We start from the raw sequence: 20719 nt of genomic DNA, 5'->3' as shown, positions 1-20719 counted from the left end.
AGTAATTCAAGTAAATTGTGAAATGTATCACATACCAGCATTATGATGCGTCTTTCATAGAAGATTATGCATGTAAATGTTGATGTGCCAAAAGCGTAGAAGTACGTAAGGAATCTAAAGATCAAGGAGGACCAAATGGCGCAAGCGCAAGAAACAGCGCAAGAAAATGTGCTCGATGAAAAAGAGCAAGCGGCATTAGTTGCAAAGCAAGAAGTTGACGAGTTAGCTAAAAAAGCAAAAGTCGCTTTAGATGAATTTGAAAAGTTAAATCAAACTCAAGTAGACCGAATCGTAGCAAAAGCATCGATTGCAGCTCTAAACAAGCATTTAGTCTTAGCAAAAATGGCTGTTGAAGAAACAGGCAGAGGATTAGTTGAAGATAAAGCTACAAAAAACATCTTTGCATGCGAACATATTACGCATTATCTTGCAGGCCAGCGCACAGTAGGCATTATTAGAGAAGACGACGTTCTTGGAATCGACGAAATCGCTGAGCCAGTTGGCATTGTAGCAGGCGTTACGCCAGTCACAAATCCAACGTCTACAGCCATTTTTAAGTCGCTAATCGCGCTTAAAACTCGTTGCCCAATTATTTTTGGCTTCCATCCATTTGCCCAAAAGTGCTCTGCAGAAGCGGCAAGAATTGTGCGCGATGCTGCAATAGAAGCAGGAGCGCCAGAAAATTGCATTCAGTGGATTGAGCATCCATCAATCGAAGCTACGGGAGCTTTAATGAAGCACCCAGATGTTGCAACAATTCTTGCAACGGGTGGTCCTGGAATGGTTAAAGCTGCTTATTCTTCTGGTAAGCCAGCATTGGGCGTTGGTGCAGGAAACGCTCCAGCATACGTTGATGCAGACGTAGATGTTGAGCGCGCTGCAAACGATTTAGTGCTTTCAAAGCATTTTGACTACGGCATGATTTGTGCAACAGAGCAGGCGATTATTGCGCATAAAGACGTATACGATCCTTTGAAGCTCGAATTAAAGCGCCGTAAAGCTTACTTTGTAAACGAAGAAGAAAAAGCAAAGCTCGAGAAGTACATGTTTGGTTGCACGTCTTATAGTGGCCAAACTCCAAAGCTTAATTCTGTTGTTCCTGGAAAGTCTCCTCAATTTATTGCTCAACAGGCTGGATTTGAGATTCCAGAAGATGCTGTGATTCTTATTGCTGAGTGCAAAGAAGTTGGCGAGATGGAACCTCTAACAATGGAAAAGTTGGCTCCTGTTCACGCTTTACTGCGCGCAGATAACAAGGAACAAGGCTTTGAAATGTGCGAGAAGATGCTTGTGCACGGAGCTGGTCACACTGCTGTGATTCATACCAACAATCAGCAGCTTGCTCGCGAATATGGAAGCCGCATGCACGCTTGCCGAATCATTTGGAACTCCCCAGGATCTTTGGGTGGCGTTGGGGACATCTACAACGCAATCGCGCCTTCTTTAACTTTGGGATGCGGTTCTTATGGTGGAAACTCTGTTTCTGGAAACGTTCAAGCGGTAAATCTTATTAATATAAAGCGCATAGCGCGAAGGAATAACAATATGCAATGGTTCAAGATTCCGGCCAAAACGTATTTTGAGCCGAATGCTGTTCGCTATTTGCGAGACATGTATGGCATTGAGCGCGCAGTTATTGTGTGCGATAAAGTGATGGAACAGCTTGGCATTATAGACAAGGTGATTGATCAGCTTCGTGCTAGAGACAACCGCGTAACGTTTAGGATTATTGATTACGTTGAGCCAGAGCCAAGCGTTGAAACTGTTGAGCGCGGCGCGGAAATGATGCGCGAAGAGTTCCAGCCAGACACGATTATTGCTGTTGGCGGCGGATCTCCTATGGATGCTGCAAAGATTATGTGGCTTCTTTACGAGCATCCAGAAATTTCCTTCGCTGATTTGCGCGAAAAGTTCTTCGATATTAGAAAGCGCGCGTTTAAGATTCCGCCTCTTGGCAAAAAAGCTTGCTTGATTTGCGTACCAACGTCTTCTGGAACAGGATCGGAAGTTACTCCGTTTGCTGTTATTACAGACCATAAGACTGGCTATAAGTACCCGATTACGGATTACGCGATTACGCCTTCGGTTGCAATCGTGGATCCAGTTTTGGCGCGTACGCAGCCTAGAAAGCTTGCTTGCGATTCTGGTTTTGACGCTTTGACGCACTCTATGGAAGCTTTTGCTTCTGTTTATGCTAACGACTTTACGGACGCAATGGCATTGCATGCAGCAAAGTTGATTTGGGAGAATCTTAACGATTCTGTGAACGCTAATGACCCTGAGCGCAAGATTCAAGCTCAAGAGAAGATGCATAATGCAGCTACGATGGCTGGAATGGCGTTTGGCTCGGCGTTCCTTGGAATGTGCCACGCAATGGCACATACAATCGGGGCTTTGTGCCACGTTGCGCACGGCCACACAAATGCGATTTTGCTTCCATATGTAATTCGCTACAATGGTCAAATTCCACAAGAGCCTACAAGCTGGCCAAAGTACAATCGCTATATCGCTCCAGAGCGCTACCAGCAGCTTGCTAAGAATCTTGGTGTAAATCCTGGTAAAACTCCTCAAGAGGGCGTAGAGAATTTGGCGCGCGCTGTTGAAAACTACAGGGATAATCTTCTTGGCATGGACGCATCGTTTAAGGCGTGCGGTGTGGACGAAGAATACTATTGGTCTTTGTTGGATCAGATTGGCATGCGTGCTTACGAAGATCAGTGCGCTCCTGCAAATCCGCGTATTCCTCAAATCGAAGATATGAAGGATATTGCGATTGCAGCGTATTATGGTGTTTCTCAAGAAGAAGGACATCGTATGCGCCTACAGCGTGAATCGAAGTAGAATTTAAGCAAAATTTATTGCATGATTATTTGAGTGGTTATCTAAGTGGTTATCTAAGTGATTATCTAGGTAATTATTGAATGATTATTGCATATTTAGTTACAAATGGCAGAGGCTGCACTAGCTGTAGTTTCTGCCATTTTTCGTTGGAAAATAGCCGACACGCCCGATTTTTGTTAATCCAAGGTTGATGGTTTAATTACTTAGTTGCCTGTTTTTAAGGCTCGCATGTTGTAATTCAAAAAAGCGAGCGCAGAAGCAGAAATCGCAGTTTTTTTTTGTTGATTTTTGTAGGCTGCGCACTGATGTGGAATGGCCTTTAGTGTCTATTCTCCCGGTGCCCTTTGATACAGGTTGGTAAACAGTAAACGAATCGCTAGAAAGGGCGGACGGCAATGGCGGGACAGAAAATCCGCATCAGGCTTAAGTCCTATGACCATGAGGTCATCGACCAATCGGCGAAGAAAATCGTCGAGACGGTGACGAACGCGGGCGCCACAGTAGTGGGTCCGGTTCCTCTGCCGACCGAGAAGAACGTGTTTGTTGTTATCCGTTCTCCTCACAAATATAAGGATTCTCGCGAGCATTTCGAGATGCGCACTCATAAGCGCCTCATTGACATCGTTGATCCAACGCCAAAGGCTGTGGATTCTTTGATGCACATTGACCTGCCTGCGGATGTAAATATCGAGATTAAGCTGTAGGAAGGGGGGTAAATAATGTCGCAAAATAAGAATCGCACTGCTTTGCTCGGCCGTAAGCTGGGCATGAGCCAGGTTTGGGATGAAAACGGCCTTTTTGTCCCCGTAACTCTGGTTGAGGTTGCTACCAACGTAGTTACCGCTGTTAAGACCGAAGAAACTGACGGTTATTGCGCCGTGCAGCTCGGTTATGGCCAGATTGATCCTACCAAGGTTACCAAGCCATTGGCTGGTCACTTTGCAAAGGCTGGCGTGACTCCTCGTCGTCACCTCGCTGAGGTGCGCACTGAAAATGCAGCAGATTACAAGCCAGGTCAGGAATTGACCGCTGAAGTATTTGCTGAAGGTGCAGAAGTTGACGTAACGGGTACTACAAAGGGTAAAGGCTTTGCTGGCACAATCAAGCGTTGGGGCTTCAAGTCTTACCGTCGTACTCACGGCTCGCACAAGAATGAACGTCGTCCAGGTTCTGTGGGCGCATGTGCAACTCCAAGCCGCATTTTGAAGGGCAAGCGTATGGCTGGTCGCATGGGTCATGTGACTTCTACTGCGCTCAACCTCACAATCGTTTCTTCGGATGTTGAGAACGGTATTTTAGCTATCAAGGGTGCTATTCCAGGACCTAAGGGTGCTATCGTTCTAGTCCGTTCGGCAGTGAAGGGAGCCTGATTTAAATGGCAAACGTAACTCTGAACGTAACTGACACCAAGGGTAATGCAAACGGCACTGTTGAAGCTCCTGCCGAGATTTTCGGCATCTCCAACGAAGACGTTTTGGCTCATGGCCCATTGGTTCATCAGGTCGTTATTGCTCAGCTTGCTGCTGCTCGCCAGGGTACTCACGCGGTTAAGAATCGCGCTAACGTATCTGGTGGCGGTAAGAAGCCATGGAAGCAAAAGGGCACTGGTCGTGCTCGTCAAGGCTCCATTCGTGCTCCACAGTGGGTACATGGTGGCGTTGTACACGGTCCAGTTCCTCGCAAGTACGATCAGCGTACTCCAAAGAAGATGAAGGCAGCTGCTCTTCGTTATGCTCTTTCGGATCGTGCAAATGCTGGTCGCATTGCAATTGTGGACTTTGGCATTAAGGATGTTCCATCCACAAAGGCAGCTGTTGCAGCACTTACACCAGTAACTAAGGATCAGTTCACCACTGTTGTTCTCTCTCGCGAGAACATCAACGAGTGGATGTCTGTTCGTAACATTCCTACGGTGCATGTGATCTTCGCTGATCAGCTCAACACCTACGATGTCATCACCGCTCAGTACGTCGTCTTCTCCAAGGAAGGTTTCGAAGCCTTCGTTGCAGCTAAGACCGAGCCTGAAGTTAAGGAGGCCTGATTTCAATGGTCGCAGTCCATAACCCAGCACATGACATCATCTTAAAGCCAGTTGTTTCTGAAAAAAGCTATGCAGCTTCCGATCGTGGCCAGTACACGTTCGTCGTAGCTCCAAAAGCTAACAAGGTTCAGATCAAGCAGGCTGTCGAAGAAATCTTCAAAGTCAAGGTAACGAATGTTAACACCTTGAATCGCGCTGGCAAGCTCAAGCGCTCTCGCACCGGCTTCGGTCGTCGTGTGAATCAAAAGCGCGCTATTGTCACCGTGGCACAAGGCCAGACAATCGATATCTTTGGTAACTGAAGGCTAGCCGAGAAAAGTAAAGGAATACTATATTATGGCTATCCGCGTTTATAAGCCTACGACTGCAGGACGTCGTAACGCTTCGGTTTCGGACTTCTCCGAGATTACGCGTTCCACTCCTGAAAAGTCGTTGGTACGCAAACTCAGCAAAACTGGCGGTCGTAACTCTTACGGTCGCATGACTTCCCGCCATCGCGGCGGCGGACACAAGCGTCAGTATCGTCTCATCGATTTTAAGCGTTGGGACAAAGATGGCGTGCCAGCAAAGGTCGCTCATATTGAGTATGACCCTAACCGTTCCGCTCGCATCGCATTGTTGCATTATGCAGATGGTGAGAAGCGCTACATTATCGCTCCTGAAGGCATTTCCCAGGGAGATGTTATTGAGACTGGCGCCCAGGCTGATATTAAGCCAGGCAACAACTTGCCTCTTAAGAACATCCCAACTGGTACCGTGGTTCACGCAATCGAGCTTCGTCCACTTGGTGGCGCAAAGATTGCACGCTCCGCAGGTGCTGCCGTTCAGCTCGTGGCTAAGGATGGCGCTTACGCTCAGTTGCGTATGCCATCTGGCGAAATTCGTAACGTGGACGCTCGTTGCCGCGCTACAATCGGCGAGGTTGGCAACTCCGACCACGCTAATATCGAGCTTGGTAAGGCAGGTCGTGCTCGTTGGCTTGGTCGCAGGCCAATCACCCGAGGCGAATCTATGAACCCTGTTGATCACCCTCATGGTGGTCGTACCCGTGGTGGTAAACCACCTGTTTCTCCATGGGGCAAGGGCGAGGTTCGTACCCGCCGTCCGAAGAAGGCTTCGAACAAGATGATTGTTCGTCGTCGTCCGAATGGTAAGAACCGCAAGTAAGGGAGTGTCGAACAGATGACTCGTAGCATCAAGAAGGGCCCTTTCGTCGACGCCCACTTACAGAAGAAAGTCGATGAACAAAACGACAAGGGCACGCATAACGTCATCAAGACGTGGTCGCGTCGTTCGATGATCACTCCTGATTTCATTGGACACACCTTTGCCGTACACGATGGCCGCAAGCATGTGCCGGTATTCGTTACCGAAGCAATGGTTGGTCATAAGCTCGGTGAATTCGCCCCAACCAAGACCTTCAAGGGTCATGTGAAGGACGACAAGAAAGCACGCCGCTAAAGGAGAGTTAGGACACATGGAAGCTAAAGCAATCGCTCGTCACGTACGTGTGACGCCGCGCAAGGCTCGCCGCATGGTCGACCTCATCCGAGGCAAGCGTGCAAGCGAAGCTATTACCATTTTGAAGTTTGCTCCTCAAGACGCATCGTTGCCGGTGCGCAAGGTTCTTGAAAGCGCGATCGCTAATGCTCGCGTTAAGGCTGAGAAAGCTGGAGAACCATTCCGCGAGCAAAACTTGGTCATCAAGGAAACTTATGTGGATGAGGGTGTAACGCTTAAGCGTTTCCGCGCTCGTGCACAGGGTCGCGCTGCGCGCATTAACAAGCGCACAAGCCATATCACTGTTATCGTCTCGCTTAAGGAAGGGGATCGCTAAAGATGGGTCAGAAGATCAATCCTTTCGGCTATCGCCTGGGCATTACCGAGAATCATCGCTCTAGGTGGTTCTCCGACTCTACTAAAGCCGGCGAGCGTTACCGTGACTTCGTCCTTGAGGATGACAAGATTCGCAAGGAAATGAGCCATGACCTCGAACGTGCAGGCGTGTCCCGCATTGTTATCGAGCGTACCCGTGACCGCGTTCGTGTGGATATTCACACCGCTCGTCCAGGTATTATTATCGGTCGTCGTGGCGCAGAAGCCGAGCGTGTTCGTGCAAAGCTTGAGAAGCTCACTGGTAAGCAAGTACAGCTCAACATCTTTGAAGTAAAGAACGCTGCACTTGACGCTCAATTAGTTGCTCAGGGAATTGCGGAACAGTTGACTAACCGCGTTACATTCCGTCGTGCTATGCGTAAGGCACAGCAGGACGCAATGCGCGCAGGTGCCAAGGGTATCCGTATTAAGCTCTCTGGTCGCCTTGGTGGCGCCGAAATGAGCCGTTCTGAGTTCTACCGCGAAGGTCGCGTTCCACTGCAGACCTTGCGCGCCCTTATTGATTACGGCTTCTTTGAAGCCAAGACCACTTATGGCCGTATTGGCGTAAAGGTTTGGATTTACAAGGGCGATATGACTGAGCGTGAGTTTGAAGAGCAGCAGGCTCAGCAGGGTAAGCGTGAAGGTCGCCGTGGCGATCGTCGTCCACGTCGTGGCGCACGCTCTGCCAATCAGCAGAAGGCTACCGAGGCACAGGCCGAAAAGCCAGCCGAGGCTGTAGCTGCTGAAGCTCCTGCCGCAACGGAAACGAAGGAGTGAGCAGATGCTTATCCCAAAAAGGACTAAATATCGCAAGCAGCACCGTCCTACCCGTAGCGGCATGTCTAAGGGTGGAACCGCTATCGCTTTCGGCGATTTCGGTATTCAGGCGCTGGCTCCGGCGTACATCACTAACCGTCAGATCGAGGCAGCCCGTATCGCAATGACCCGCTATATTAAGCGTGGTGGTCGCGTGTGGATTACGGTTTTCCCTGATCGTCCATTAACCAAGCACCCGCTTGGTGCACGAATGGGTTCCGGTAAAGGTGCTCCAGAATTCTGGATTGCCAACATTCACCCAGGTCGTGTAATGTTCGAGATCGGTGGTGTTTCTGAGGACGTCGCTCGCGAGGCTTTGCGCCGCGCTATCGACAAGCTCCCAATGAAATGCCGTGTTATTGCGCGTGAAGGCGGTGACATCTGATGCCAGTCGGAACTGCAGACTACACCATCAAGAATTTAAACGAGAAGACTAATGCTGAAATCGAAGGCTTCTTAAAGAAGTCTAAGGAAGAGCTTTTTAACTTGCGCTTCCAGGCAGCAACTGGTCAACTTGAAAACAGCGCTCGCCTCAAGGCGGTCAAGCACGACATAGCCAGGATGTATACTATCCTGCGTGAGCGTGAACTCGGCATCAGCCAAGAGCCTGGCGCCACTGAGGTCAAGGAGAAGTAAGCATGGCTGAGAACCAAGAGCGCAACTTCCGCAAGGTTCGTCGCGGCTACGTCGTGTCCGAGGCCATGGACAAGACGATTGCCGTGGAGTTGGAGCAGCGTTCGACACACCCACTTTACGGTAAAGTCGTCCGCTCCACCCGCAAGGTCAAGGCCCATGATGAACACAATGAGGCGCATATTGGCGACCTCGTGAGTATTATGGAAACTCGGCCTTTGAGCAAGACCAAGCGTTGGCGTCTCGACTCGATTATCGAGCGCGCCAAGTAAACAAGTTCAGCAAGGCTCCGCGCTTCACCTGTGCTGCTTATTTGAGCGGTACGGGTGAGCGGGGAGAACCAGCTCGACTAAGGAGAATCAATGATTCAGCAGGAAACGCGGCTTCATGTCGCCGACAACACGGGTGCTAAGGAATTACTTGCCATCCGCGTGCTCGGTGGATCGAAGCGACGCTATGCCGGCATCGGCGACATCATCGTCGCCTCCGTTAAGGATGCTATTCCTGGCGGGTCGGTCAAGAAAGGCGACGTAGTTAAGGCTGTCGTCGTCCGTACTGTCAAGGAACATCGTCGTGTTGATGGTTCCTATATTAAGTTCGACGAGAACGCCGCTGTTATTCTCGGCTCCGGCCGTGAACCAAAGGGCACTCGTATCTTTGGACCAGTCGGTCGTGAATTGCGCGATAAGCGCTTCATGAAGATTGTGTCCCTCGCCCCGGAGGTGATCTGAGATGGTAGCCAAGATTAAGTCCGGCGACCAGGTAAAGGTTATCCGCGGCAAGGATCGCGGTAAGGAAGGCAAAGTACTTCGTGTACTCGCCGAAGACCGTTTGATCGTCGAGGGTGTTCAGGTTGTTAAGAAGCACGTGCGTGCTACCCAGCAGGGTCAGCAGGCAGGCATCGTCTCTGTTGAGGCTCCAATTCACCGTTCTAACGTTATGGTGATTGACCCAGAGACCAAGCAACCAACCCGCGTGGGCGTGATTGTTAAGCAAGAAGCTCGCGACGGCAAAGTAAAGACCGTGCGCGTGCGTGTAGCTAAGAAGTCCGGAAAGGAGCTGGCATGACCGATACTACAGTTGAAGCGCCGGCAACTCCGCGCTTAAAGCAACAATACAATGATCAAATCGTTCCAGCTTTGGAAAAGGAATTTGGCCACACTAATCCTATGCAGGTGGCTCGTTTGCAGAAGGTCGTCGTCTCTATGGGCGTTGGCGCTGCAGCTCGCGATTCCAAGCTTATCGAAGGTGCGATTAAGGATCTCACTTTAATCACTGGTCAGAAGCCAAAGGTTACTAAGGCTAAGAAGTCTGTTGCGCAGTTCCATTTGCGCGAAGGCCAGGCTATTGGCGCTTACGTAACTCTTCGTGGTGATCGTATGTGGGAATTCTTGGATCGTTTGCTCACTCTGGCTTTGCCACGTATCCGCGATTTCCGTGGTATTAATGGCAACCAGTTCGACGGTCAGGGTAACTACAACTTCGGTCTTACGGAGCAGTCAATGTTCCACGAGATTGATCCTGATTCGATTGATCATCAGCGTGGTATGGACATCACCGTGGTGACCACCACCAAGGACGATGTGGAAGCGAAGTCGCTACTTAAGCACCTCGGTTTCCCATTCAAGGAGAACTGATATGGCAAAAACCGCTCTGAAAAACAAGGCGGCCGCTAAGCCGAAGTTCAAGGTGCGCGCTTATACGCGTTGCCAGGTTTGTGGTCGTCCTCACTCCGTGTATCGCAAGTTCGGTCTGTGCCGTGTATGCCTTCGTGAAAAGGCACATCGCGGTGAGTTGCCGGGTGTTACGAAGTCCAGTTGGTAAATATCGACGCTGAAGGTCCACTGCTTTATAAATAACAAACAGGCGGTGGAAACCACGGCGAGAAAGGGCGTTAGCCCAACATGACAATGACAGATCCTATCGCAGACATGTTGACACGTCTGCGTAATGCGAGCGCGGCAAAGCACGATATCGTGGAAATGCCGTACTCCAAATTCAAGGCGAATATCGCCGAGATTCTTAAGCGCGAAGGCTACATTAAAGACTTTGCTGCTAAAGAAGCTAAGGTTGGACAGACTTTGGAAGTTACGTTAAAGTACGGCTCCAATGGTCAGCGTTCCATCCAGGGCATTAAGCGCATCTCTAAGCCAGGCTTGCGTCGTTACGCAAAGTCTGATTCTTTGCCTATGCCTCTTGGCGGTCTCGGTATCGCTATTATCTCGACCAGCTCGGGATTGTTGACTCAGAAGGAATGCCTCGATCGAGGCATTGGCGGCGAAATCGTCGCCTACGTATGGTGAGAAAGGAGAGCTGAAAATGGCATCGCATATTGGTAAGCTCCCCGTCGACATTCCTGCAGGCGTGGAAGTTAAGATTGAAGGTCAGTCCTTTAGCGCTAAGGGTGCTAAGGGCTCTGATTCCTATGTAATTCCAGAAGGTATTACCGCTGAAGTTGCTGATGGCAAGATCGTTTTGACCCCAGTTGACGATTTGCGTCCAACTCGTGCAAAGCACGGCTTGGCTCGCGCAATCGTGGCGTCTATGGTTAAGGGTGTGCACGAAGGCTACGCCAAGACTCTAGACATTGTTGGAACTGGTTATCGTGCTGTAATGAAGGGCAAGGGCATTGAGTTCTCGCTCGGCTATTCGCACACTATTACCGTTCAGCCACCTGAGGGCATTGAGTTTGAATTGCCAAACGCAAATCAGGTAATCGTCAAGGGTACTGACAAGCAGGCCGTTGGTCAGGCTGCCGCTAACATTCGCAAGCTTCGTGCTCCAGAACCTTATAAGGGCAAGGGCATTAAGTACAGCGATGAGCGTATTTTGCGCAAGGCTGGAAAGGCTGGTAAGTGATATGAGCGTTAAGATTTTCGGTAAGGGTACCAAAGTCGCACGTTTGCGTCGTCACGCCCGCCTTCGTAAGCGCATCTCTGGCACTCCAGAGCGCCCACGTTTGGTAGTTTCTCGTTCTAACCGTCACATGGTTGCTCAGATTGTGGATGACACTAAGGGTCTTACCCTTGTAAGCGCTTCCACCTTGACTTCTGACTTCGCTGGTTTTACTGGTACGAAGACTGAAGCTGCTACCAAGGTTGGCGAGTTAATCGCAGCCAAGGCGAAGGAAGCGGGAATCACCGCTGTTATCTTCGATCGTGGCGGTAATAAGTATCATGGTCGCGTCGCAGCCGTAGCTGAAGGCGCCCGTCAGGGAGGTCTAGCACTGTGAGCGATAACGAAAAGGAAACCCAAGTGGCTGAAGAAACTCAGAACACTCAGGCATCCGCTGAGGAGCGTACCGACGATCGTCGTTCCCGTCGTTCTAAGGGCGAAGGTAAGCGTAGCGAACGTCGTAGCCGTCGTGAAGAAAACCGCGGCGAAGAGCTTTTGGATCGCGTAGTTACTATTAACCGTGTTTCCAAGACCCACAAGGGTGGCCGTACCTTTAGCTTTGCAGCACTTGTTGTTGTTGGCGACGGTAAGGGCACTGTTGGTGTTGGTTACGGTAAGTCTCGCGAAGTTCCAGCAGCTATCGCTAAGGGTCAGCTTGACGCTAAGAAGCATATGTTTACTGTTCCACGCATTCGTGGTACCGTGACTCACCCTGTGTTGGGTCACGATGCTGCTGGTACAGTTTTGCTTCGTCCAGCTGCTCCAGGTACTGGTGTAATCGCTGGTGGCGCTGTGCGTGCTGTTATGGAGTGCGCTGGCATTACCGATATCCTCACCAAGTCCATGGGCTCCGCAACCGCTGTTAACGTGGTTCGCGCTACTGTGGATGCTTTGAAGAAGCTTGAAGAGCCAGAAGAAATTTGCGCTCGTCGTGGACTTTCCCTCGAGGAAGTTGCACCAGACGCATTGCTTCGTGAGCGCGCTGCTGGCATTGCCGAAGCACGCAAGGCTCGTGAAGAAGCTCAGGCTGCTAAGGCTGCCCAGGCAAAGGATGGTGAGTGATGGCTAACTTAAAGATCACTCTGGTGCACGGTTTGGTTCATTCCACCGAGCGTCAGCGCGCTAACGTTAAGACTCTTGGCCTTCACAAGATTGGTCAAAGCGTTGTTCGCGAGGACAATTCAGTCAATCGTGGCTTGGTTATGGCCGTTCGCCACTTGCTGAGCGTTGAGGAGGTTGACTGATTATGGCTAATGAAGAACCAATGTTGCACATGCACACGTTGCGTCCAGCTCCAGGAGCTAAGAAGGATCGCATCCGCGTGGGTCGTGGTGAAGGCTCTAAGGGTAAGACTTCGGGTCGTGGAGACAAAGGTACGAAGAAGCGTTACCAAGTTCGTCCAGGCTTTGAAGGCGGCCAGCTTCCACTTTACATGCGCTTGCCTAAGCTTCGTGGCTTTAAGAGCCCATTCAAGAAGGAGTTCCAGGTTGTTAATGTTGCAGCCCTTGCAGAACTCTTCCCAAAGGGTGGTGAAGTCACTGTTGCTGATTTGGTAGTTAAGGGCGCTGTGCGTGATGGTTACCCAGTTAAGGTTTTGGGCGATGGCGATCTTAAGGTTGCTTTGACTCTTAAGGGAGTTAAGGCTTCTGCATCCGCTAAAGCCAAGATCGAAGCTGCTGGTGGCTCTGTTAGTGAAGAGTAGTAATAAGTAGTAATACTTAAGCTAGTAATGCTAATTAACGCAGTGATTTAACTGTTTAATAATCCCCCTAGTTTGCACTGGGGGGATTATTTTATTGCAAAACTCACTCAATTATTGTTTCAGTATGTACCGTGATATAAACTATTGCCTCAGAGTTTGTTTTTTTACTGGTGCGCCTAGATCGTAGCGCAAAAAAGGGAGGAAGACCCAGGTGAAAACGTTAATCCAGGCCTTCAAGACGAAGGAGTTGAGGAATAAGATCCTCTTCGTCTTCGCAATGATTATTATCTACCGAATCGGCTCATTTATTCCGATTCCTGGAGTTGACTACAAAGTTATTCGAGCTTGCACCGCTAAGCTGGCTTCTTCTAGCGAGAACTTTATTGGGTTGGTGAATCTGTTCTCTGGCGGTTCTCTTTTGCAGCTTTCGATTTTTGCATTAGGCGTTATGCCATACATTACGGCGTCCATTGTTATTCAGTTGCTTAGAGTTGTGATTCCACGCTTTGAGGCTCTTCACAAAGAAGGTCAGTCTGGAGAAACGAAACTTACTCAGTACACCCGTTACTTAACCATCGGTTTGGCTGTTTTGCAATCAACTACCATTTTGGTTACGGCTCGTTCTGGCGCGCTATTTAACTATCAATGCGGCCAGGTTATTCCAGACGGTTCTATGTGGAGCCTTATTGTAATGGTCTTAATCATGACTGGTGGCACTGGCCTCATAATGTGGATGGCAGAGCTTATTACAGATAAGGGTATTGGCCAGGGTATGTCTGTATTAATCTTTATGTCTATTTGCTCTGGATTCCTTCCAAAGTTGTGGGAAATCGGTTGGGGTACGAATGGCCTTAATGGAGATTGGACTAAGTTCTCCATTGTTGCTGGCGTTTTCCTTGTGATTCTTATTTTCGTTGACTTTGTGGAGCTTGCTCAGCGTAGAATCCCTGTTCAGTACACGCGTCGAATGATTGGCCGCAAAATGTACGGCGGCTCTTCCACATACTTGCCTCTTAAGGTGAATATGAGTGGCGTTATTCCACCAATCTTTGCGTCTTCGATTCTTGCTATTCCAACACTTCTTGCTCAATTTGGAGATAGTCGTAAGGATTGGGTGCGTTGGATTAATGCCAATTTAGCAAACTCTACTTCTGTTTGGTACATAGCGTTGTACACCGTTATGATCGTGTTCTTCTGCTTCTTCTACACCGAGATTACTTTTAATCCAGATGAGACTGCAGACAACATGAAGGAATACGGCGGATTTATTCCTGGTATTCGCGCTGGTAGCGCTACAAGCCGTTATCTTAGCTACGTTATGAATAGGCTTAACACAGTTGGTGCTATTTACTTGCTGTTTGTGGCTTTGATTCCAACGGTTTTGATTATGTCTTTGCATCTTAATATGAAGCTTCCATTTGGTGGTACAACAATTCTGATTATTGCTGGTGTTGGCTTGGATACTTTGCGTCAAGCTAAGGCTCAAACTGAGCAATTCCAGTATGCTGGATTCCTGTTTGATCACAGCAATAATAAGCAGGTTGCTAAGTAGTATTTCAGATAGGTTTTGTTTAATATTTGTATTGGATTTGCATTGGCATAAAACTAGGAGATTAATATGCGATTGTTAATTATGGGTCCGCAAGGAGTAGGTAAAGGCACTCAAGCCGCTTTGCTTGCAGAGCATTACAATATTCCTGCTATTTCTACTGGCGACATTTTCCGTTACAACTTAAAGAATAAGACGGAGCTTGGCAAGAAGGTTCAAGGTTATCTCGATAAGGGAGAGCTTGTTCCAGATGAATTGACAAATAGCATTGTTAAAGATCGTCTTGCTCAAGATGATGCAAAGAATGGCTGGATTCTAGATGGCTATCCTCGCAACGCTTCTCAAGTTCAGGCTCTTGATCGCATGTTGGAAGAGCTTGGCACTCCGCTCGATCACGTTGTTGCTTTAGAGGCGGAGCGTGAGGTTTTGCTTGAGCGCATGCAAAAGCGTGCTGTAGAGCAGGGTCGTTCCGACGATACTCCAGAAGTTATTGCTAAGCGTTTGGAAACTTACGAGAAGGAAACAGCTCCTTTGTTGGATATTTACGAAACCCGCGGTCAACTTGTTGAAGTTGATGGCGTTGGAGATATTGCCGAAATTAACAATCGCATAGTTGAATCCTTGGTATGAGATTTATTTAAGATTTAGATTTTCTCATATTTGTAATGCGCCCTTGCGACACGCCGAGTGTTGTATTGGGCGCATTTACTGTATCATAGAAGATTGGCGTGTCTTCGGATGCGCAAAGTAGTATATCCAAGGAACGGAACGAGGCTCATGGCAAAAGACGGTGTGATTGAAGTCGAAGGCACGGTAGTAGAAGCACTACCTAACGCGATGTTTCGCGTTCAGCTTGAGAACGAGCACATTGTACTGGCTACGATTTCGGGAAAAATGCGTAAGAATTACATTCGCATTCTTCCGCAAGATCGTGTTGTGCTGGAGATGAGTCCTTACGATTTGAACCGCGGACGTATTACGTACCGTTATAAGTAAAGGTACAAGCAAAGGAAAACCATGAAGGTCAGCCCTAGCGTGAAGAGGATCTGCGAAAACTGCCGCGTGATCCGCCGTCACGGTCGCGTCATGGTGATTTGCATCAACCCACGTCATAAGCAGCGTCAGGGCTGAGTGGATCTCCACCGCGAATATAAAGGAATAAGGCGCTAAGTCGCAGCTTAAGCTGAACCCTGGGTGCGCAGGCCCAGGCCGCAAATAATCGATATTATTGCGGGAGACTTGGTGCACGACCTGCGTAATAGTAAAGGAATTACAATGGCACGTCTTGCCGGAGTAGATATTCCCAATGAGAAGCGCATTGAGATTGCCCTCACCTATATTTTTGGTGTAGGCCGCACTCGCGCTAAGGAAACGCTTGCCGCGACCGGTGTTAATCCGGATACCCGCGTCAAGGATCTTACGGATGAACAGTTAATCACTTTGCGTGATTATCTTGAGGCCAACTATAAGATTGAAGGCGATTTGCGTCGTGAAATCGACGCTGACATCCGTCGTAAGATTCAGATCAACTGCTATCAAGGCCAGCGTCATCGCAAGGGTCTTCCTGTGCGTGGTCAGCGTACTAAGACTAATGCTCGTACTCGTAAGGGTCCAAAGCGTACTGTCGCCGGGAAGAAGAAGGCCACCCGATAGTCGGTGGTCGGCTCTAGGCCACGAGTTAATTCTCATCGCCTAGACATACCAACTAATTCGTCATAGGAAACGAGGGTCAATGGCAGCTGCAAAGCAAGCCTCGCGCAAGCCGCGTCGCCGGGACCGCAAGTCGGTACCGGTTGGGCAGGCGCATATTAAATCAACATTCAATAACACGATTATTTCCATCACCGATCCATCGGGCGCAGTCCTCTCTTGGGCTTCCGGTGGCGATGTCGGCTTTAAGGGTTCCCGTAAGTCGACTCCTTACGCTGCAGGTATGGCCGCTGAGTCTGCTGCTCGTAAGGCAATGGAACATGGCCTTAAAAAGGTCGACGTGTTTGTTAAGGGTCCAGGTTCCGGTCGCGAAACCGCTATCCGTTCCCTTCAGTCCGCGGGTCTTGAGGTCGGTTCTATTACCGACGTCACCCCACAAGCGCATAACGGCGTTCGCCCACCAAAGCGTCGCCGCGTCTGAGCACTCTTACGAATCCATCCATCCAACCCGCTTATGGGCGGCGAGTGCACCACCGACCAGAAGCTGAAAGGATACAAAAGTGCTTATCGCACAGCGTCCAACACTTACCGAGGAATCACTGAATCCCCAGCGTTCTCGCTTTACTATTGAGCCGTTGGAACCAGGTTTCGGATACACGCTCGGCAATTCGCTGCGTCGTACCCTGTTGAGCTCCATTCCAGGTGCGGCCGTTACTTCGGTACGCATCTCTGGTGCTTTACATGAGTTCACGACTCTGCCAGGTGTTGAAGAGGATGTCACTGAAATCCTGCTGAACATCAAGGGCATCGTACTTACAAGTGAGTATGACGAGCCAGTAGTGATGTATCTACGCAAGAGCGGCAAGGGTGAGGCAACAGCTGGAGATATTACTCCTCCTGCTGGCGTCACTATTGCCAACCCACAGATGCATATCGCTACACTTGCTGAAGATGGCGAGCTCGAAATTGAGTTCACTGTGGAGCGTGGTCGTGGCTACGTGCCTGCTCAAATGAATAAGCAGGAAAACAGCGAAATCGGTCGCATTCCAGTGGATTCGATCTACTCGCCAGTTTTGAAGGTGAGCTATAAGGTCGAAGCTACCCGCGTGGAACAGCGCACGGACTTCGATAAGCTTATCCTGGATGTGGAAACTAAGCCAGCTATTACACCACGAGACGCAGTTGCGTCCGCAGGTTCGACTTTGGTTGAGCTTTTCGGTCTTTGCCGTGAGCTTAACGTCGATGCTGAAGGTGTTGAAGTTGGTCCAGCTCCAGTCATGGCGGAAGCTGATTCCCAAATGGCCACTCCAATTGAGGACTTGAACCTAACGCAGCGCAGCTACAACTGCTTGAAGCGTGAAGGAATCCACACAGTTGGTGAGCTGGTAGTTCACACTGAGCAGGATTTGCTCGATATTCGTAATTTCGGCATGAAATCCATCGATGAGGTTAAAGAAAAGTTGCAATCCATGGGATTGTCTCTTAAGCCTTCACCGCTTGGCTTTGACGCCAATAATCTCGAAGGTGGCACATTCTTCTCGCCAGAAGACGAGTAAACAACCACCGCAAATCGTCGCGGTTTTTGGATGTTCGGGTTTTTGCCCACCTGAATTCCGCGGCAATAAGGAGTAATAATGCCTACACCGAAACAAGGGCCTCGTCTGGCTTCTAGCCCAGCGCATGAGCGCCTGATGCTGGCCAATATGGCTACAAGCCTCTTCCAGCACGGTCGTATTGTGACTACTTTGCCAAAGGCAAAGCGTCTTCGTCCACTTGCTGAGCGTTTGGTAACATTCGCTAAGCGTGGCGATTTGCATTCGCGCCGCCGCGTGTTGCGCGTAATTCGCAATAAGTCCGTTGTTCACATGCTTTTCACTCAGATTGCTGAGCAGATGAAGCAGCGTGAAGGTGGCTATACTCGCATCGTTAAGATGGCCCCTCGTCGTGGTGATACTGCTCCACAGGCTATTATCGAGCTTGTTGTTGAGCCAGTAAGCCCAAAGAAGGCTGTTGTTAAGGAAGCTGAGTCCGCTACTAAGGTTGCTGCTAAAGAAGAAGCAGCCGAGTAGTTGAGATTAGCATCTTGATGCATCGGTAAGTAAATCTTTTGCGATTAATCGCAAGTATAAAGGTTTATTAAACGGGTTGGAGATATCTCCAGCCCGTTTTTCTATATCTGACATATATTTTCTATATCTGGTATCAATTATTATTGAACTATGTCAAATATTCTCGATTTACTGAATAACGATTTTACTAATTTTAAAGAGCGAAAATTCAACGCCGTAGATTCGCTTATTTTATGCGAGTTGGCGTATATTTGCATGCCTGAATCGATTCCAAAGTATAATGACGATTCTAACGCACTAGCAACCGTTCCTTTAAGCGAATTGCTTCGCGGCGAGGATTTTTCTTCAATGTTTAGCTCTGGTTCTACTAAGGTAGATGAGTTTCGCAAGAATCTACTTTTGGCTGTTGAGTCTAGCCCGCGTTATAGGGGCATGCGTGTTGGTGAGGTTCTTGAACGTTTTGATGAGTCGAATATTGATGACTCTTGCGAACAGCAATTTGCGGCTGTTACTTTTGATTTAACAGATTGCATTGGGTCTAGCTGCTTTGTTGTTGCTTTTAGGGGAACAGACAACACGCTTGTTGGCTGGAAGGAAGACTTTAACATGGCGTTTCGCTGCCCAGTGCCAGCACAGGAGTCGGCGGCGGAGTATTTGCTCTCTATATCTAGGCGCGCGTGTAAAGATTCTTGCAAAAGTGGCGGTATTCGTGGGATTTTTGGCAGTGTTGGTGATTATTTTGCGAATTTGTTTAATAAGAAGAGTGATTTTAAGAATAGTGATTTAGATAATAGCGATAACACAAATAGCAATGATTGCGATTTAAGTGATAATCCTAAAATATTTGTTGTGGGTCATTCAAAAGGCGGAAATATGGCTGCATACGCGGCAATGCGATTAGACGCGCAAGATCGAAGCCTTGGAAACCATATTAATAAAATCTACTCAATGGACGGCCCTAGTTTTGGCTCGGATGTTGTTGATCCAAAGGTTTTTTCTCGCGTTGTTTCCAGAATCGAAAAAGTTGTTCCGCAATCTGCTTTTATTGGATTGATTATGGATACTGGAGTGCCGTATAAGGTTACAGCTGCTGATTCGATTGGATTAATGCAACATTTTGGCATGTATTGGCAAGTTAAAGATGGTGATTTTGACTACTGTGATTGTGTAACTCCGCGCGCTCTGGCCGTTTCTAAGGCTGCAAACGAGTGGATGATGAATTTGCCATTTGAAGAGCGAAAACGCAGAATTGATAGTGTTTACAGCATTTTTAGTAGTTTAGGGTACTCGACTTTCGACGAGATGTCTGCGCATTGGTCGGAGGTTGTTCCTGCATTATTGAAGATTGCAATGCGTATGGATTCAAAGACACATGAGTTGATTCGTAGCGTTATGAGTGCTTTTGCGCTCGCTAGTGTGCCTTCAGATAAGGAAAACTAGTGTAAGTTTGTTTGTAGGTCTGTTTGTAAGTCTGTTTGTAAGTCTGTTTGTAAGTCTGTTTGGAAAGGTTTTGAATGCGTCTTCGTTTGGATTTAGCGTATGATGGCGGCGATTTTTATGGTTGGGCAAAGCAGCCTACTTTGCGCACCGTTCAAGGTGTTTTAGAAGACGCATTGCATAAGGTTTTGCGCGTGAATAAAGACGATGCTAGCGAACCTTTGCGCCTTAGCGTTGCTGGCCGCACAGATACGGGCGTTCACGCATCTTACCAAGTTTGCCATTTAGACGTTTCGGAATCCATTTTGCAAAATTGCGTCGGTCACACAAATCTTACGCCAGTAAAAGCCTTGGAATATAGGCTTTGTGGCGTTTTGCCTAAAGACATTTCGATTCACAGCGTAAGCATTGCGCCAAGCGGTTTTGATGCGCGTTTTTCTGCGTTGGATCGCACATACGTGTATAGGATTAGTGATGCTGCGAATCGCGCGAATTTGGATCCGCGTATGCGTGGCTTTGTGTTGCAACTTGACTACGACTTAAACGTTGATGCCATGAATCAGGCGGCGTCTTTGATTGTTGGTTTGCACGATTTTGGCTCTTTTGCGCGGCCGAATCCTGGTGGGACTACGATTCGGTGCGTTAAAAAGGCTGTTTGGAATCGCGTTTTCGTGGGGAGCTGTTTATCTAAATCAACTGGAAAAATTCCTTGCATTGAGAACGGTTTGCTTGAGTTTACTATTGTTGCAGACGCGTTTGCGCATAACATGGTTCGTTCGCTTGTTGGGGCGTGCGTGCAAGTTGGGTGTGCAAAGCGTTCTGTTGATTGGTTCAAAAATAAGATTGAAAATCCTATTCGAGAAGGCTCTACTGGTCCGATTGCAGCAAATGGCTTGACTTTGGAATATGTTGAATACCCTAAAGACGAGGAGCTTGGTGTGCGAGCAAACGCGATTCGTGCTAAGCGCACGATCGAGGAGCTTGGGTGAGTGTCAACGCGCCATGCGTCTTATATATTCTAGGGTTGTTTTACAATTGAAAAGTTGCGTTTCTTTTTGCATTTGCGTTTTGCGTATTTGCGATTGGCGCAAAGGATGAATGTCCGAGCGGTCTAAGGAGCACGCCTCGAAAGCGTGTGAGGGCTACACCCTCCGCGAGTTCAAATCTCGCTTCATCCGCAAGCAGGGTTTCTGGCGATTAGCCAGAAG

At 48.7% G+C, this 20719-nt stretch carries 32 protein-coding genes and 1 tRNA gene; all 33 read left to right on the top strand.

The genetic code is table 11. The features are described 5' to 3' along the window. Positions 1-135 precede the first annotated feature (135 nt). The 33 genes from adhE to NYP55_RS03420 all read left to right on the top strand — a co-directional run bounded on the left by adhE (position 136) and on the right by NYP55_RS03420 (position 20689). Entirely contained in the window at positions 136-2841 is a 2706-nt protein-coding gene (gene adhE / locus NYP55_RS03580; protein ID WP_102704758.1) for a bifunctional acetaldehyde-CoA/alcohol dehydrogenase, read from the top strand. 395 nt (positions 2842-3236) lie between these two features. Further along, positions 3237-3545 carry a 30S ribosomal protein S10 gene (gene rpsJ, locus NYP55_RS03575; RefSeq protein ID WP_003808013.1) on the top strand — a complete coding sequence of 103 codons (309 nt, stop codon included), beginning with the start codon at positions 3237-3239 and terminating at the stop codon, positions 3543-3545. A gap of 15 nt (positions 3546-3560) precedes the next feature. Next, positions 3561-4211 (top strand): 50S ribosomal protein L3, encoded by a 651-nt coding sequence (gene rplC / locus NYP55_RS03570; RefSeq protein WP_004116043.1) that lies wholly within the window; start codon positions 3561-3563, stop codon positions 4209-4211. Between the two features lie 5 nt (positions 4212-4216). After that, entirely contained in the window at positions 4217-4882 is a 666-nt protein-coding gene (gene rplD, locus NYP55_RS03565; RefSeq protein WP_004133440.1) for a 50S ribosomal protein L4, read from the top strand. Between the two features lie 5 nt (positions 4883-4887). Next, positions 4888-5184 (top strand): 50S ribosomal protein L23, encoded by a 297-nt coding sequence (rplW, locus tag NYP55_RS03560; RefSeq protein ID WP_472781580.1) that lies wholly within the window; start codon positions 4888-4890, stop codon positions 5182-5184. Between the two features lie 34 nt (positions 5185-5218). Continuing rightward, positions 5219-6049, top strand: coding sequence for a 50S ribosomal protein L2 (rplB, locus tag NYP55_RS03555; protein ID WP_004114355.1), 831 nt, complete (start codon positions 5219-5221; stop codon positions 6047-6049). Between the two features lie 15 nt (positions 6050-6064). Further along, complete coding sequence (rpsS, locus tag NYP55_RS03550; protein ID WP_004114357.1) at positions 6065-6343, top strand: 30S ribosomal protein S19; 279 nt, start codon at positions 6065-6067, stop codon at positions 6341-6343. A gap of 16 nt (positions 6344-6359) precedes the next feature. Further along, on the top strand, positions 6360-6719 hold the full coding sequence (gene rplV / locus NYP55_RS03545; RefSeq protein ID WP_004131697.1) for a 50S ribosomal protein L22: 360 nt from the start codon (positions 6360-6362) through the stop codon (positions 6717-6719). A gap of 2 nt (positions 6720-6721) precedes the next feature. After that, the gene (gene rpsC / locus NYP55_RS03540) at positions 6722-7537 is read left to right on the top strand and encodes a 30S ribosomal protein S3 (RefSeq protein ID WP_004131698.1); all 816 of its coding nucleotides are present in this window, start codon (positions 6722-6724) and stop codon (positions 7535-7537) included. A 4-nt stretch (positions 7538-7541) separates the two neighbouring features. Next, positions 7542-7961 (top strand): 50S ribosomal protein L16, encoded by a 420-nt coding sequence (gene rplP, locus NYP55_RS03535; RefSeq protein WP_004114362.1) that lies wholly within the window; start codon positions 7542-7544, stop codon positions 7959-7961. Next, entirely contained in the window at positions 7961-8212 is a 252-nt protein-coding gene (rpmC, locus tag NYP55_RS03530) for a 50S ribosomal protein L29 (protein ID WP_004105502.1), read from the top strand. Before rplP ends, rpmC begins: the two co-directional genes overlap by 1 nt. A 2-nt stretch (positions 8213-8214) precedes the next feature. Then, entirely contained in the window at positions 8215-8481 is a 267-nt protein-coding gene (gene rpsQ / locus NYP55_RS03525) for a 30S ribosomal protein S17 (RefSeq protein ID WP_004114365.1), read from the top strand. Between the two features lie 90 nt (positions 8482-8571). After that, the gene (gene rplN / locus NYP55_RS03520; protein ID WP_004114366.1) at positions 8572-8940 is read left to right on the top strand and encodes a 50S ribosomal protein L14; all 369 of its coding nucleotides are present in this window, start codon (positions 8572-8574) and stop codon (positions 8938-8940) included. Between the two features lies 1 nt (position 8941). Next, positions 8942-9277, top strand: a complete 336-nt coding sequence (gene rplX, locus NYP55_RS03515; protein WP_004114367.1) for a 50S ribosomal protein L24 — start codon at positions 8942-8944, stop codon at positions 9275-9277. After that, complete coding sequence (rplE, locus tag NYP55_RS03510) at positions 9274-9846, top strand: 50S ribosomal protein L5 (protein ID WP_004114368.1); 573 nt, start codon at positions 9274-9276, stop codon at positions 9844-9846. The genes rplX and rplE overlap by 4 nt, the downstream gene beginning before the upstream one ends. Before the next feature lies 1 nt (position 9847). Beyond that, on the top strand, positions 9848-10033 hold the full coding sequence (locus tag NYP55_RS03505; protein ID WP_004114370.1) for a type Z 30S ribosomal protein S14: 186 nt from the start codon (positions 9848-9850) through the stop codon (positions 10031-10033). Positions 10034-10113: 80 nt separating this feature from the next. After that, entirely contained in the window at positions 10114-10512 is a 399-nt protein-coding gene (gene rpsH, locus NYP55_RS03500; RefSeq protein WP_004131699.1) for a 30S ribosomal protein S8, read from the top strand. 16 nt (positions 10513-10528) lie between these two features. After that, the gene (rplF, locus tag NYP55_RS03495; protein WP_004133436.1) at positions 10529-11068 is read left to right on the top strand and encodes a 50S ribosomal protein L6; all 540 of its coding nucleotides are present in this window, start codon (positions 10529-10531) and stop codon (positions 11066-11068) included. Between the two features lies 1 nt (position 11069). After that, on the top strand, positions 11070-11441 hold the full coding sequence (rplR, locus tag NYP55_RS03490) for a 50S ribosomal protein L18 (RefSeq protein WP_004114376.1): 372 nt from the start codon (positions 11070-11072) through the stop codon (positions 11439-11441). Continuing rightward, positions 11438-12166, top strand: a complete 729-nt coding sequence (gene rpsE / locus NYP55_RS03485; protein WP_004131701.1) for a 30S ribosomal protein S5 — start codon at positions 11438-11440, stop codon at positions 12164-12166. Before rplR ends, rpsE begins: the two co-directional genes overlap by 4 nt. Beyond that, entirely contained in the window at positions 12166-12348 is a 183-nt protein-coding gene (rpmD, locus tag NYP55_RS03480; protein ID WP_004131702.1) for a 50S ribosomal protein L30, read from the top strand. The genes rpsE and rpmD overlap by 1 nt, the downstream gene beginning before the upstream one ends. Before the next feature lie 2 nt (positions 12349-12350). After that, positions 12351-12806 (top strand): 50S ribosomal protein L15, encoded by a 456-nt coding sequence (gene rplO / locus NYP55_RS03475; RefSeq protein WP_004131703.1) that lies wholly within the window; start codon positions 12351-12353, stop codon positions 12804-12806. 211 nt (positions 12807-13017) lie between these two features. Further along, positions 13018-14358: a preprotein translocase subunit SecY gene (secY, locus tag NYP55_RS03470; protein ID WP_004131704.1), complete on the top strand. Its 1341-nt coding sequence runs from the start codon at positions 13018-13020 to the stop codon at positions 14356-14358. Between the two features lie 66 nt (positions 14359-14424). Beyond that, positions 14425-14985 (top strand): adenylate kinase, encoded by a 561-nt coding sequence (locus tag NYP55_RS03465; protein ID WP_410293975.1) that lies wholly within the window; start codon positions 14425-14427, stop codon positions 14983-14985. Positions 14986-15132: 147 nt separating this feature from the next. Then, entirely contained in the window at positions 15133-15351 is a 219-nt protein-coding gene (infA, locus tag NYP55_RS03460) for a translation initiation factor IF-1 (protein ID WP_004105485.1), read from the top strand. Positions 15352-15372: 21 nt separating this feature from the next. Then, positions 15373-15486, top strand: a complete 114-nt coding sequence (gene rpmJ / locus NYP55_RS03455) for a 50S ribosomal protein L36 (protein ID WP_003842636.1) — start codon at positions 15373-15375, stop codon at positions 15484-15486. Positions 15487-15630: 144 nt separating this feature from the next. Next, positions 15631-16008, top strand: coding sequence for a 30S ribosomal protein S13 (gene rpsM, locus NYP55_RS03450; RefSeq protein WP_004105472.1), 378 nt, complete (start codon positions 15631-15633; stop codon positions 16006-16008). 79 nt (positions 16009-16087) lie between these two features. Beyond that, on the top strand, positions 16088-16486 hold the full coding sequence (gene rpsK, locus NYP55_RS03445) for a 30S ribosomal protein S11 (RefSeq protein WP_004105468.1): 399 nt from the start codon (positions 16088-16090) through the stop codon (positions 16484-16486). A gap of 79 nt (positions 16487-16565) precedes the next feature. Further along, on the top strand, positions 16566-17561 hold the full coding sequence (locus NYP55_RS03440) for a DNA-directed RNA polymerase subunit alpha (protein WP_004131706.1): 996 nt from the start codon (positions 16566-16568) through the stop codon (positions 17559-17561). 78 nt (positions 17562-17639) lie between these two features. Further along, positions 17640-18074 (top strand): 50S ribosomal protein L17, encoded by a 435-nt coding sequence (rplQ, locus tag NYP55_RS03435; RefSeq protein ID WP_004131707.1) that lies wholly within the window; start codon positions 17640-17642, stop codon positions 18072-18074. Between the two features lie 150 nt (positions 18075-18224). Continuing rightward, positions 18225-19514, top strand: a complete 1290-nt coding sequence (locus NYP55_RS03430) for an Mbeg1-like protein (protein WP_004131708.1) — start codon at positions 18225-18227, stop codon at positions 19512-19514. A 74-nt stretch (positions 19515-19588) separates the two neighbouring features. Continuing rightward, positions 19589-20500: a tRNA pseudouridine(38-40) synthase TruA gene (gene truA / locus NYP55_RS03425; RefSeq protein WP_004131709.1), complete on the top strand. Its 912-nt coding sequence runs from the start codon at positions 19589-19591 to the stop codon at positions 20498-20500. Positions 20501-20603: 103 nt separating this feature from the next. Then, positions 20604-20689: transfer RNA gene (locus tag NYP55_RS03420), tRNA-Ser, on the top strand. Positions 20690-20719: the final 30 nt, after the last annotated feature.

This window comes from Gardnerella sp. c10Ua_31 (assembly GCF_055700915.1).
The sequence above is the reverse complement of the archived record's forward strand: the minus strand, read 5'-3'. Positions and strand labels throughout refer to the sequence as shown.

Excerpts from the sequence above, each read along its gene's own strand:
- adhE (WP_102704758.1), top strand. The coding sequence starts at position 136 with ATGGCGCAAGCGCAAGAAACAGCGCAAGAAAATGTGCTCGATGAAAAA.
- rpsJ (WP_003808013.1), top strand. The coding sequence starts at position 3,237 with ATGGCGGGACAGAAAATCCGCATCAGGCTTAAGTCCTATGACCATGAG.
- rplC (WP_004116043.1), top strand. The coding sequence starts at position 3,561 with ATGTCGCAAAATAAGAATCGCACTGCTTTGCTCGGCCGTAAGCTGGGC.
- rplD (WP_004133440.1), top strand. The coding sequence starts at position 4,217 with ATGGCAAACGTAACTCTGAACGTAACTGACACCAAGGGTAATGCAAAC.
- rplW (WP_472781580.1), top strand. The coding sequence starts at position 4,888 with ATGGTCGCAGTCCATAACCCAGCACATGACATCATCTTAAAGCCAGTT.
- rplB (WP_004114355.1), top strand. The coding sequence starts at position 5,219 with ATGGCTATCCGCGTTTATAAGCCTACGACTGCAGGACGTCGTAACGCT.
- rpsS (WP_004114357.1), top strand. The coding sequence starts at position 6,065 with ATGACTCGTAGCATCAAGAAGGGCCCTTTCGTCGACGCCCACTTACAG.
- rplV (WP_004131697.1), top strand. The coding sequence starts at position 6,360 with ATGGAAGCTAAAGCAATCGCTCGTCACGTACGTGTGACGCCGCGCAAG.
- rpsC (WP_004131698.1), top strand. The coding sequence starts at position 6,722 with ATGGGTCAGAAGATCAATCCTTTCGGCTATCGCCTGGGCATTACCGAG.
- rplP (WP_004114362.1), top strand. The coding sequence starts at position 7,542 with ATGCTTATCCCAAAAAGGACTAAATATCGCAAGCAGCACCGTCCTACC.
- rpmC (WP_004105502.1), top strand. The coding sequence starts at position 7,961 with ATGCCAGTCGGAACTGCAGACTACACCATCAAGAATTTAAACGAGAAG.
- rpsQ (WP_004114365.1), top strand. The coding sequence starts at position 8,215 with ATGGCTGAGAACCAAGAGCGCAACTTCCGCAAGGTTCGTCGCGGCTAC.
- rplN (WP_004114366.1), top strand. The coding sequence starts at position 8,572 with ATGATTCAGCAGGAAACGCGGCTTCATGTCGCCGACAACACGGGTGCT.
- rplX (WP_004114367.1), top strand. The coding sequence starts at position 8,942 with ATGGTAGCCAAGATTAAGTCCGGCGACCAGGTAAAGGTTATCCGCGGC.
- rplE (WP_004114368.1), top strand. The coding sequence starts at position 9,274 with ATGACCGATACTACAGTTGAAGCGCCGGCAACTCCGCGCTTAAAGCAA.
- NYP55_RS03505 (WP_004114370.1), top strand. The coding sequence starts at position 9,848 with ATGGCAAAAACCGCTCTGAAAAACAAGGCGGCCGCTAAGCCGAAGTTC.
- rpsH (WP_004131699.1), top strand. The coding sequence starts at position 10,114 with ATGACAATGACAGATCCTATCGCAGACATGTTGACACGTCTGCGTAAT.
- rplF (WP_004133436.1), top strand. The coding sequence starts at position 10,529 with ATGGCATCGCATATTGGTAAGCTCCCCGTCGACATTCCTGCAGGCGTG.
- rplR (WP_004114376.1), top strand. The coding sequence starts at position 11,070 with ATGAGCGTTAAGATTTTCGGTAAGGGTACCAAAGTCGCACGTTTGCGT.
- rpmD (WP_004131702.1), top strand. The coding sequence starts at position 12,166 with ATGGCTAACTTAAAGATCACTCTGGTGCACGGTTTGGTTCATTCCACC.
- rplO (WP_004131703.1), top strand. The coding sequence starts at position 12,351 with ATGGCTAATGAAGAACCAATGTTGCACATGCACACGTTGCGTCCAGCT.
- NYP55_RS03465 (WP_410293975.1), top strand. The coding sequence starts at position 14,425 with ATGCGATTGTTAATTATGGGTCCGCAAGGAGTAGGTAAAGGCACTCAA.
- infA (WP_004105485.1), top strand. The coding sequence starts at position 15,133 with ATGGCAAAAGACGGTGTGATTGAAGTCGAAGGCACGGTAGTAGAAGCA.
- rpmJ (WP_003842636.1), top strand. The coding sequence starts at position 15,373 with ATGAAGGTCAGCCCTAGCGTGAAGAGGATCTGCGAAAACTGCCGCGTG.
- rpsM (WP_004105472.1), top strand. The coding sequence starts at position 15,631 with ATGGCACGTCTTGCCGGAGTAGATATTCCCAATGAGAAGCGCATTGAG.
- rpsK (WP_004105468.1), top strand. The coding sequence starts at position 16,088 with ATGGCAGCTGCAAAGCAAGCCTCGCGCAAGCCGCGTCGCCGGGACCGC.
- rplQ (WP_004131707.1), top strand. The coding sequence starts at position 17,640 with ATGCCTACACCGAAACAAGGGCCTCGTCTGGCTTCTAGCCCAGCGCAT.
- NYP55_RS03430 (WP_004131708.1), top strand. The coding sequence starts at position 18,225 with ATGTCAAATATTCTCGATTTACTGAATAACGATTTTACTAATTTTAAA.
- truA (WP_004131709.1), top strand. The coding sequence starts at position 19,589 with ATGCGTCTTCGTTTGGATTTAGCGTATGATGGCGGCGATTTTTATGGT.